Raw genomic sequence first — 11,304 nt, 5'->3', positions numbered from 1 at the left:
CTCATTTTAACTATGATCTATGAACCATCAACCATGAACTATGATTGAAATTTACACAGACGGTGCATCGAGCGGGAACCCGGGGCCAGGTGGTTATGGCGTGATATTGCGCTCGGGACAGCATTATAAAGAACTTTCAGCAGGCTTTCGTAAAACTACCAACAACCGCATGGAGCTGCTTGCCGTTATCAGCGGACTGGAAGCTATCAAATCCCCAAACCAGCAGGTCACCATTTATTCCGACAGTAAATATGTTATCGATTCTATTGAGAAACGCTGGCTGCAGGGATGGGTTGCCAAAGGTTTTGCAGGCAAAAAGAATAAAGACCTTTGGCTGAAGTACCTTACGATCAGCAAAATGCACCAAATAAAATTTGTATGGGTACGAGGCCACAACGGCCACCCCGAGAACGAACGCTGCGACGTACTTGCCGTAGCAGCCGGGAAACAAAGGGATTTACTGATCGATTCTGTTTTTGAAGCGGAAGCAGCGAATAGATCATAGTTGTTAGCTCATGGTTCATAGCAGCCTCTTTTTCTATGAACTATTAACCATTAACTATTTACTGCCCAGCTCAATCACATCCAGCCCGTGGATCTTATCTTCGGTAATACTGAACCTCATTAGTGTGCGCACTTTTTGCCAGCCTTGCTTGCCGGCAGCACCAGGGTTGAGGTGCAGGCAATTGATCTTTTTATCGTAAATAGCTTTGAGGATATGCGAATGCCCGCTGATGAACAACATCGGCGGGTTTAAATAAATATCCTTCCGCACTGCGGGGCTATACTTATCCGGGTAACCGCCTATGTGCGTCATCCATACATCAACCGCTTCGCACTTAAAGCGGAGATGTTCGGGATAAACCTGGCGGATATCCGCACCATCAATATTTCCATAAACACCCTTTAACGGTTTAAAAGCTGCGAGTTGGTTCACAAGCTCAATATTGCCAAAATCGCCCACGTGCCAGATCTCGTCGCAGGCATCAAAATGCTTAAACACGGCATCATCAAGGTAGCTGTGGGTATCTGATATTAAGCCTATTCTTTTCATTTGGGATTTTCGATTTCGGATTTATTCTCAGAAGATGGTTAAGAACTCCTTCAAAGTATTTTGGTACGCCGATGAATATACTTTTGGTTCATTATAAATTACAAGTTCCTTGCCTGCATGCGTAACTGCTTGCCTGCCAAAAGTTACAATTTGCCTGTTTGGCGGCGCATCAACAAAAGACTTGATATTAACCGCACCCTGCAGGTATAGTCCATTCGCTATTGCTAATTCTTTCACCAAATCGGCTGTTTCCAGCGGCAATATCATTGCGCACACGCCATCGGTTGCTAAATGGTTTGATACGCTTTTTATCAATCGTTCAAAAAAAGCACCGTCTGTGTGCCTTGCCAAACTCTTCTTCGCGCCGGGTGAGGTGAGCGAGTTTAAAAAGAACGGCGGGTTGGATACGATGAGGTCGTATTTTTTTTCCGGATTCGTTTCAAAGTACGCGTCAAAACCTAATGAAAACAGTTGGAGCCGGTTGGCGAATTTTGATCTTTTAAAATTCTCTTCAGCCGTGTTAGCCGCCGCTTCATCTATTTCAACAGCATCGATAATGGCATTTTGAAACCTCTGCGCCAACATTAATGCAATAACTCCTGTGCCTGTGCCGATATCCAAAATAGTTTTCGGCGCAGACGCGTTGGCTAAAGCGCCAAGCAATACGCCATCGGTATTTACCTTCATGGCGCAACCGGCCTGGTTTACAGCAAACTGCTTAAAATTGAATATATCTGCCAATTTATATGATGATAGCGCGCAATTTAAATCCCGCGTTTCAGTGTAAATTATTGATTATTTCCCTATTTTCAGGCTGGATTTTAAACGCCCTGCATTTAATGCAACCACGCCTGCAATACTTCAAAAATCAATTTAAAAAGCCAAAAGTAATTATAATAACAGCCATTTTACTGGCTTTAAGCACCTGGTTTGCGCTTTGCCTTCCCCGTCCCCTGTTTAACAGCCCCACTTCGTTTGTAATTGATGACGACGCCGGGCAATTGCTTGGTGCTTCCATAGCAGCCGACGGACAATGGCGCTTCCCTTATAACGATAGTGTTCCCGAAAAATTCAAACAATGCATTATCGCCTTTGAGGACAAGCGCTTTGAGCATCATCCCGGTTTTGATGCATTGGCTTTTGGGCGCGCTATCCGCCAGAATATCCGAGCCGGCAGGGTTTCCAGCGGAGGTAGTACGCTTACCATGCAGGTGATGCGCCTCTCCACCCGGCACAAACGAACCATCCTTAATAAGATAGGCGAAATTTTTATGGCCCTGCGGCTGGAACTGGGTTATAGTAAAAAAGAGATATTGGCCATGTACGCCAGTAACGCCCCCTTTGGCAGTAACGTGATCGGGTTGGATGCCGCGTCGTGGCGGTATTTTGGTCGCGGACCCGATAAACTCTCCTGGGGCGAAATGGCCGCGCTGGCGGTATTGCCAAATTCGCCGTCGCTGGTGCATCCGGGTAAAAACAGGCTCATTCTGCTCAAAAAACGCAATTTGCTGCTCAACAGGCTGTATAAACAAGGCATTATCGATAGCACCACCGCCAAACTTGCCGCATTTGAACCCGTACCCGAAAAACCGGTGCCCCTGCCCCAAATGGCACCACACCTGCTGCAGCGCTTTAAAGCAGATTATAAAAATAAACAGCAGGCCCTCACCCGCATCACCTCTACTATAAAAACCACCCTGCAGCAACAGGTAGCGGATATTTTAGAGCAGCATCACCAGGTATTAAAGGCAAACGATATCAATAACATTGCTGCGGTAGTATTAGATGTCGAGACCGGCGCCACCCTCACATACGCCGGCAATATCGCACACCGCGACGACCCGGAGATGGAAAGCGATGTAGATGTAGTTGGCGCTCCGCGAAGCCCTGGGAGTACACTAAAACCGCTGTTGTATGCATCTATGATGCACGATGGGTTGATACTGCCCAATAGCCTGATCCCCGATGTGCCTACCCAAATAGCGGGCTATCACCCTGAGAATTTCGACCTGAGCTATGATGGCGCGGTGCCCGCATCCAACGCTTTATCCCGTTCGCTAAACATACCCGCTGTAAAGATGCTGCAGCAATATAAGTACGAACGCTTTTATGATATAATGAAAAAGGCCGGCGTTACCACCCTCAAACAACCCGCCGATCATTACGGCCTCTCCCTCATCTTAGGCGGCGGCGAAAATACACTTTGGGAGCTCACCGGGATCTATGCAGGTATGGCCCGGGTGCTTAATCATTATAATAAATATAAGGGTAAGTACGATGCTGCCGATTATCATCACCCGGTTTATACATTAGCTCCGAAAGAAGAACCCTCGTTAGAAAAAAATGGGCTACTTGATGCGGGTTCGCTGTATTACACCCTGCAGGCTATGGAAGAAGTAATGCGCCCCGGCGAGGAAATGCTTTGGCAGCAGTTCAGTTCCACCCAGCGTATCGCCTGGAAAACAGGCACCAGCTTTGGCTTTCGCGATGGTTGGGCCATTGGCGTTACGCCCAAATACGTGGTAGGCGTTTGGGTGGGCAATACCGATGGCGAAGGCCGACCGGGCTTAACAGGTATCAACACCGCAGCCCCGGCCCTTTTCGAGATCTTCCGCCTGCTGCCTGCCGCGCGCGATTGGTTTGCCATGCCTATGGGCGAAATGGCCAAAATAAGTGTATGTAAGGAAAGCGGCTACCGCGCAGGGCAATATTGCACCAATACTGTGGAACAATTTGTACCCAAAACAGGCTTGAAGGCTGCCGCCTGCCCATGGCATCGGTTGGTGCACCTCTCGCCCGATGAACACTACCAGGTTACCGGTAACTGCGAGCTGCCGGAGAACATTGTTAATAAAAGCTGGTTTATGCTGCCGCCATCTATGGAGTATTATTACAAAACCAAAAACTACCAGTACCATGTGCTGCCGCCGTTTAAACCCGGCTGCGGCGAGGCCGATTATGGTAACCCGATGGAGCTTATTTATCCCAAAGAGAACGCCAAAATATACGTACCGCTTGAGGCCGACGGCAAACGCGGGCGCGTAGTGTTCAATGCGGCGCACCGGCAGCCCGGCATCAAGATCTTCTGGCACCTGGACGATCAATACGTGGGCGAAACCAGCACTTTTCATCAAATGGCGCTCAATCCATCCCCAGGGAAACACAAACTGACGCTGGTAGATGGCTCGGGCAATACCATCAGTATAAATTTTGAGGTATTGGATAAGAATAAATAACCTAAATTTAACATGTGTTCGCAAACTTACCGCATAGCCTCATCCCAACCCTTCTCCCAAGGAGAAGGGCTAAATATTGGATTTGCTATTCAAGTCCACTCCTTTGGAGAGGATTTAGGTGAGGCTAAACAGACTAATTTAATTCAAATACTACGAACAAATGCTTGAACAATACGACCTGGGTAACCTGATGGTTTTGGATATAGAAACCGTACCGCAATACCCCACGCATAACGAAGTGCCCGAACATTTGCAGGAGCTTTGGGAAGCCAAAACCCAATATCAGCGTAAAGAAGAAACGGCTGAAAATTTTTACGAACGCGCGGGCATCTGGGCGGAGTTTGGTAAGATCGTTTGTATCTCCGTTGGGATCTTTTTAAACGGGAAGAAGACAGGTCTCCGTGTAAAATCCTTTGCCGGGCACGAGGAAAAAGAATTGTTGATAGATTTCAGCAAAATGCTGAGCAGCCAACCGCCCAGCATTATCCTGTGCGCTCATAACGGCAAGGAATTTGATTTCCCGTACATCTGCCGCCGGATGCTGATCAACGGGGTACCCTTTCCGCCGCATTTACAGATAGCCGGAAAAAAGCCCTGGGAAATAAACCACCTGGATACCATGGAACTGTGGAAATTCGGCGATTATAAAAACTACACCTCCTTAAACCTGCTCACCGCCATCTTTGATATCCCCACTTCTAAAGATGATATCGACGGCAGCCAGGTGGGCCACGTTTACTGGGTAGAAGACGACCTCCCGCGTATTTGCACTTATTGCCAAAAAGATGTGATAGCCACGGCGCAATTGATAAGGCGGTATCGCGGTGAGAATTTGATAGCGGAGGATTGTATTACAATTGTGGCATAAAAAACAAGGTGTCCCACTTTTGAATGTGGGACACCTTGTTTTTCCATAGTTTTGATTATCAATATTTTAAGCAAAATATATGAAACACTTTGGGACACCCATGTTGTTTAAGTAGCCTTTGTAATTTATTTATTATAACAAACTTATACAAAAGCAAGAAAAAAATTTAAATAACATAGTGGGACACTATACAGTCCGCCCCGTCATGAAAAAAATCTCCATATTAACTTTTGTATGCCTGTTATCAATTATTACAGCCTCAGGCCAGGTATTTAATAAATCTATAAACAAAGACTCTCTGGTTAAGGCTATTCTAAAAGACCTGCCTGAAAATAAAAAGGTAGAATTTCTTGAAGCTTATAATTCGAGCGATGTTAGGTCAAAAGAATTTTTACTATTTATGTTCTCGATGCCTAAGAGCAGTAGGAAAGAATTGATCAAAAACATTGATTCGAATTATGAAAATGTCGACGCTTTAAAAACTCAATATAACAAGCTGGTTCCCCCAAATTACACTGTCTCTATAGAATTTAATCCGGAAAATAAAATTGTAAGTACTAAAGAAACTATAGACTTAAAAATAGCTCTTCTAAAAAATAACATGACAACTGTTACCCAAGAATGGAACTTAGAGCTTAATTCTGAAAAGCTTAACCAAATGCTGGTCATGCTTAACTGGAACAATGAGACATTGATAACGATAAAAAAACTGCTTGCCAATGCCAATTGCATTTCAATTGAAAATGGGCAAAAAGCAAATATTGGCTTTGCGAGAAGCGGTATGGGCAAATATTCATATTTACTTTTCAGCGATGATCTGACAGCAGCGCAAATCAAACATTACAATAATGGCTGTGAGTATATTTTTTACAAGAAAAGGATAGTATTGCAATATGGCGGCGGTGCTGTAGGGCCGCAGTGTTTTCCCGATTAAAATTGAATCGTTCAAAATTGGCGGAACAAGGGATTCAAGCTGCTGCACAACTGATCAGAAGGTATCGGGTGAGCCCAATGAACTTAAGCGTGGACGCTTAAGTTTTCAACATTCAAGCGTGGACGACTGAACGGGCGAGTATCCAGCTCTTCTTCGCCCGTTATAAGGATACCAATTTGAAACGATTTTCGTTTATTCTTCTTTCGATCTCTTTGCTTTTTCGCGTCAATTAAATAAATTAGCCTTTACATCTAAACCTGCTCCCGATGAGATACTTTTATGCGCTTTTAATGCTTATCAGCTGTTCGGCCGCATCCTTTGCACAGGATGTTATGAAGAGTTATCCTAAAGTAGTAAGCACACCTTCGGATACCGTTTACTTAAAATGGAATTTTTACCCGGACAAATACCCGAAAATTTTACGCGCCGGCGATACGGTTAACATCGGCACGGATGGCGCGCTGGGTATGGTGGGTACCATTTATTACGGAAAGGATTCGATAGTAATGCCTTATACCAGCGCGCCCAACGCGCAAAAACTATATGTAACGTTTGCTATGCCAAAAGGCAAACAAGGCGTTTTAGAATTTCGCTTCAACGGTGTAACGGCCGCCTTTCCAGGCGACTATATTGCCAAAAATACCGGGAAGGTGCAATTTGAGATCCCCGAGGTATACGAACTGGCTAACGTCATCTGGACACTGTCGCCGTCCGGTCAGCGTGCCACCGATCTGTGGAAGCAGGGTTCCTATTACGAAAAGATGATGGCTTACTTTAAGCCATACCTTAATCACCCGATTTTTAAGCAACTGGATTTTGCCGACAGCGTTTTTTACGAAAACTATTATGGCTTTCGCGAGAATAGCTTTATGTACCACTTTGCAAAAAACAAAATAGTGAACACCGGCCCATACTACTATGTATTCGGCGATGAGGATAAAACTGACCTGTTCACCAGGCTGCTTCCGCTTGCGGAGGACTTCGCGCTGAAATCCAAATTCAGGGAATTTTATAAACAGAACCAGCCCTTTTATACCGAAAAGATAAGCCGTGAAGCGCAGCTGATGCCCATAAAAAGTATGTGGACCTGGATGGAGGAACAATTCCCTAAGCGGACTTACAAATCTTATAAAGTGGTGTTTTCGCCACTTATTGGCGGCTCGCACAGCACGCAAAACTACTCCAGCGAAACAAAAAACGGCAGCTTTAACGAAAGCGTTATGTTTGTTTGCGCTACCGACCGATACGAAAAACCTACCTGGACGGAGAAGCAAAAGGAAGGCCTGATGAGCGGCATAGTGTTTACGGAGATAGACCATAATTACGTAAACCCGGTATCAAACAAGTACCGCTTGCCTATCGACAGTGTTTTCAAAAACCGGGTATTTTGGGCAAACGAAGTAAAAAGCTACAACAGCAGTATGGCCGTTTTTAATGAATACATGACGCATGCCGTATTTTGCCTCTGGGTAATGGACACTTACGATAAAGCCACCGCCGACGTGGTAATAGGCTTGCGCGAAGACCTGATGGTGAACAAGCGGAAGTTTAGCAAGTTTAAGGAGTTTAATCAAACGTTGATGGCAATGCATAAGCAACAGCCGCAAACCCCTGTAGCCGATCTGTACAAGGCTATATTAACCTGGAGCAAGGCTGAAATGAAATAGTAAAAAGCAACTACCCGCCCAGTCAGGAGTCTACGCCTGACTGTTTAAATTTGTAAGCGGTCCACGCTTACTTTACCACAAGGCCGATGAACTTAAGCGTGGACGCTTAAGTTTCCAGCATTCGGGCGTGGACGCCTGAATGGGTGCTATATCGTAAAAGAATCTACTCCCCTTCGCCTCTTCCTCCACATGCACAATAATAGATCGGATAGCCGTATCCAGCTCCCCTCCGGCTTCTCCAGTTTATCAAGCGCTTCTGGGTCTACCTATCCATACAGTTTTCAAATAAAATCGTTAATCCTCCTTAACAGTTCTTTCCGTATCTTAGCGCATTAGTTACTACCTATGTCTAAAAAGAAAAAAAAAGGCAATTCATCCATCAACCAGGTGCTTACGCAAATGGTGCTGGACATATTCGAACAGAACGGCAATACGCCGCTTAATCATAAACAGGTTTCGGCCAAGCTAAACGTGCGCGACCCGGATGCCCGCGACGTGATATTTGATGTATTAAAAGACGAAGCCTTTAAAGGCGTTTTAAAGGAGATCTCTCCGGGCAAGTTCCAGTTACTGGAGCTAAAAACCTTTGTGGAAGGAAAAGTTGACCTAACCAACGACGGCTCTGCTTTCATCGTTACCGACGACCCATCCGAAACCGATATTTTTGTGGCTCCCCGCAAACTGCGTAACGCCCTCAACGGCGACCGGGTAAAGGTTTACGTATACGCTATCAGCAAGGGCAAACGCCAGGAAGGCGAAGTGATAGAAATATTGCAGCGCAACAAAATGGAGTTCACCGGTATTGTAAAACTCTCCGAGCGTTTTGCCTTCTTCATCCCCGACGACCGCAAGATGATGCACGATATTTTTATCCCCATCAGCGATCTGAACGGTGCTAAAAACGGAATAAAAGCCGTTGCCGAAATTACCGACTGGCCCGCCGGTGCTAAAAACCCGATAGGCCGTATCAAGCACGTACTGGGTAACCAGGGTGAGAACGATACCGAGATGAACGCCATCCTGGCCGAGTACGGTTTCCCGCTCTCCTTCCCTGCCGAGGTGGAGAAAGATGCCGAAGAAATTCCGGCGGAGATCTCAGCAGATGAAATTGCCAAACGCAAGGATTTCCGTAAAACGCTCACCATCACTATCGACCCATTTGATGCCAAGGACTTTGATGATGCCATCTCCTACAAAAAGCTGGATAACGGCAATTACGAAGTTGGTGTGCACATTGCAGATGTATCGCATTACATCATCCCCGATTCGGCCCTGGATAAAGAGGCTTATGAACGCGGAACTTCTGTTTACCTGGTAGACAGGGTGATCCCGATGCTGCCGGAAAGACTGTCGAACGGGCTCTGCTCGCTTCGTCCAAAAGAAGATAAATTATGTTTTGCTGCTGTTTTTGAGATGGATGCCGATGCCAACATTATTGAGCAATGGTTTGGTAAAACCGTGATCCATAGCGACCGGCGCTTTACCTACGAGGAAGTGCAGGACGTTATAGAAACCAAAACCGGCGATTATGTGGAAGAGATTGAACAACTAAACGCCCTCGCCTACAAACTGCGCGACCGCAAGTTTAAAAATGGCGCTATCAGTTTTGAAACTACAGAGGTAAAATTCAAACTGGATGAAACCGGCAAGCCAACCGGCGTTTACGTAAAAGAACGCAAAGACGCTCATAAGCTGATAGAAGACTTTATGCTTTTGGCTAATAAAAAAGTGGCCGAATACATAAGTAAAATGGGCAAAGGCAAACATAAATACACCTTTGTTTATCGTGCGCACGATTCCCCAAAACCCGATGCGCTGGCGAATTTTGCGCAGTTTGCAGCACGGTTTGGATATAAGATAAACACCAAAAGCGATAAGGAAACCGCCAAATCCCTCAATTTTTTAATGGAGGATGTGGAAGGCAAAAAAGAGCAGAATGTGCTTACCCATCTGGCCATCCGATCGATGGCTAAGGCTATTTATACCACCAAAACATCAAGCCACTACGGTTTGGCGTTTGATCATTATACCCACTTTACCTCGCCTATCCGCCGTTACCCGGATGTGATGGTGCATCGCATATTATTCCACTATTTAAATGGCGGCCAAAGCGTAAACGGCGAGCATTACGAGGAACTGTGCAAGCACAGCTCGCAGATGGAGAAAAAGGCGGCAGATGCCGAACGCTCGTCAGTTAAATACAAACAGGCCGAATACCTGAAAGACCAGGTGGGCAACGTGTTTACCGGCATCATCTCGGGTGTTACCGAGTGGGGTATGTACGTGGAGATCATCGAGAACAAATGCGAGGGCATGATCCGCCTGCGCGATATCAGCGATGATTTTTATACCCTGGATGAGAAGAACTACGCTATCATCGGCCAGCGTAAAAAGAAAATTTACCAACTTGGCGATGAAGTGAGCATCCGCGTAAAAACGGTAGATTTGACCAAAAAACAGATAGATTTTTCCTTAGTAACAAACTAATCAGTGAGTGGTAAATGGTGAATAGTTCTAAAACTCACCGCTCACCATTCACCACTCACCATTCACCTTAAATGAGAAAACTCGAAGACCTGCAAGCACTTATTGCAACCTCGGTAGAACAATTGAAATACCCGGCATACCCTGCCGAACTGTACGAGCCTATAAGTTATATTTTGTCAATAGGCGGCAAGCGCATGCGCCCGGCCCTGTTACTGATGGCATGCGACCTGTTTGGCGGCGATGTGGAAGCGGCCCTTCCCCCTGCCCTGGCCATCGAGGTGTTCCATAACTTCACGCTGATGCATGACGATATTATGGATAACGCCCCCATCCGCCGCGGCCGTGCCACCGTGCATGAAAAATGGAACCAGAACGTGGCCATCCTTAGCGGCGATGTGATGCTGATTGAAGGCTACAAGCTGATGATGCAAGTGCGCGATAACATCCTGCGCCGTGTATTGGACATATTTAACGAAACTGCTGTTGGCGTTTGCGAAGGCCAGCAGCTGGACATGACCTTTGAGACCAGCAACAATATCAGCATCGGGGAATACATCAACATGATCCGCCTTAAAACGGCCGTGGTGCTGGGCGGTGCCTTAAAGATAGGCGCCCTTATCGGTGAAGCAGACAATAAGGATGCAGATCTGCTATCCGAATTTGGCGTGAACCTTGGCATCGCTTTCCAGTTACAGGATGATATACTGGATGTTTACGGCGATCCGCAAAAATTTGGCAAACAGGTTGGCGGCGACATCATCTCCAACAAAAAAACTTACCTGCTGATAAAGGCTCTGCAATTGGTTGAAGGCACCGATGCCGAAGAGCTGCAGCGCTGGATAACATTTACCCAGTTTGACGCTGCCGAAAAAGTAGCCGCCGTTACCGAAATTTATAACAAAGCAAACGTGCGCCAATACGCCGAAGACGAAATGCAGGCCTATGCCGAAAAAGCCTTTAAAGCGCTGGAGCAGATCAGCCTGCCCGAAGACAGCAAACAATACCTCCGCGATTTTGCCGACGGCTTGCTGGTGAGGGAATATTAGTATATTTAGGGT

At 46.2% G+C, this 11,304-nt stretch carries 9 protein-coding genes; 7 read left to right on the top strand and 2 right to left on the bottom strand.

What is annotated here, in order from left to right; all coding sequences use genetic code 11:
- Positions 1 to 40 precede the first annotated feature (40 nt).
- On the top strand, positions 41 to 505 hold the full coding sequence (gene rnhA, locus IDJ77_RS18805) for a ribonuclease HI (RefSeq protein WP_191190534.1): 465 nt from the start codon (positions 41 to 43) through the stop codon (positions 503 to 505).
- A 54-nt stretch (positions 506 to 559) separates the two neighbouring features.
- Here the strand turns inward: rnhA and IDJ77_RS18800 are convergent, their stop codons facing one another.
- Together IDJ77_RS18800 and IDJ77_RS18795 are read right to left on the bottom strand one after the other, a co-directional pair.
- Positions 560 to 1,054, bottom strand: a complete 495-nt coding sequence (locus tag IDJ77_RS18800) for a metallophosphoesterase family protein (RefSeq protein WP_191190533.1) — start codon at positions 1,052 to 1,054, stop codon at positions 560 to 562.
- 27 nt (positions 1,055 to 1,081) lie between these two features.
- The gene (locus tag IDJ77_RS18795; protein ID WP_224751160.1) at positions 1,082 to 1,795 is read right to left on the bottom strand and encodes a tRNA1(Val) (adenine(37)-N6)-methyltransferase; all 714 of its coding nucleotides are present in this window, start codon (positions 1,793 to 1,795) and stop codon (positions 1,082 to 1,084) included.
- A gap of 98 nt (positions 1,796 to 1,893) precedes the next feature.
- On the opposite strand from IDJ77_RS18795, the gene pbpC reads away from it, so the two are divergent.
- The 6 genes from pbpC to IDJ77_RS18765 all read left to right on the top strand — a co-directional run bounded on the left by pbpC (position 1,894) and on the right by IDJ77_RS18765 (position 11,292).
- Positions 1,894 to 4,290: a penicillin-binding protein 1C gene (gene pbpC / locus IDJ77_RS18790; RefSeq protein WP_191190532.1), complete on the top strand. Its 2,397-nt coding sequence runs from the start codon at positions 1,894 to 1,896 to the stop codon at positions 4,288 to 4,290.
- Positions 4,291 to 4,450: 160 nt separating this feature from the next.
- Complete coding sequence (locus IDJ77_RS18785; protein WP_191190531.1) at positions 4,451 to 5,158, top strand: 3'-5' exonuclease; 708 nt, start codon at positions 4,451 to 4,453, stop codon at positions 5,156 to 5,158.
- A gap of 205 nt (positions 5,159 to 5,363) precedes the next feature.
- Entirely contained in the window at positions 5,364 to 6,092 is a 729-nt protein-coding gene (locus tag IDJ77_RS18780; protein ID WP_191190530.1) for a hypothetical protein, read from the top strand.
- A 266-nt stretch (positions 6,093 to 6,358) separates the two neighbouring features.
- Entirely contained in the window at positions 6,359 to 7,759 is a 1,401-nt protein-coding gene (locus IDJ77_RS18775; protein ID WP_191190529.1) for a DUF4932 domain-containing protein, read from the top strand.
- A gap of 345 nt (positions 7,760 to 8,104) precedes the next feature.
- Positions 8,105 to 10,246: a ribonuclease R gene (gene rnr / locus IDJ77_RS18770; RefSeq protein ID WP_191190528.1), complete on the top strand. Its 2,142-nt coding sequence runs from the start codon at positions 8,105 to 8,107 to the stop codon at positions 10,244 to 10,246.
- A 71-nt stretch (positions 10,247 to 10,317) separates the two neighbouring features.
- On the top strand, positions 10,318 to 11,292 hold the full coding sequence (locus tag IDJ77_RS18765) for a polyprenyl synthetase family protein (protein ID WP_191190527.1): 975 nt from the start codon (positions 10,318 to 10,320) through the stop codon (positions 11,290 to 11,292).
- The last annotated feature ends 12 nt before the right edge of the window (positions 11,293 to 11,304 follow it).

The sequence above is a fragment of the Mucilaginibacter pankratovii genome (assembly GCF_014773265.1).
Taxonomy (GTDB): domain Bacteria; phylum Bacteroidota; class Bacteroidia; order Sphingobacteriales; family Sphingobacteriaceae; genus Mucilaginibacter; species Mucilaginibacter pankratovii.
This window is presented reverse-complemented; position numbering and strand designations above follow the sequence as displayed.

Coding starts and splice junctions, on each gene's coding strand:
- rnhA (WP_191190534.1), top strand. CDS start 41: ATGATTGAAATTTACACAGACGGTGCATCGAGCGGGAACCCGGGGCCA.
- IDJ77_RS18800 (WP_191190533.1), bottom strand. CDS start 1,054: ATGAAAAGAATAGGCTTAATATCAGATACCCACAGCTACCTTGATGAT.
- pbpC (WP_191190532.1), top strand. CDS start 1,894: ATGCAACCACGCCTGCAATACTTCAAAAATCAATTTAAAAAGCCAAAA.
- IDJ77_RS18785 (WP_191190531.1), top strand. CDS start 4,451: ATGCTTGAACAATACGACCTGGGTAACCTGATGGTTTTGGATATAGAA.
- IDJ77_RS18780 (WP_191190530.1), top strand. CDS start 5,364: ATGAAAAAAATCTCCATATTAACTTTTGTATGCCTGTTATCAATTATT.
- IDJ77_RS18775 (WP_191190529.1), top strand. CDS start 6,359: ATGAGATACTTTTATGCGCTTTTAATGCTTATCAGCTGTTCGGCCGCA.
- rnr (WP_191190528.1), top strand. CDS start 8,105: ATGTCTAAAAAGAAAAAAAAAGGCAATTCATCCATCAACCAGGTGCTT.
- IDJ77_RS18765 (WP_191190527.1), top strand. CDS start 10,318: ATGAGAAAACTCGAAGACCTGCAAGCACTTATTGCAACCTCGGTAGAA.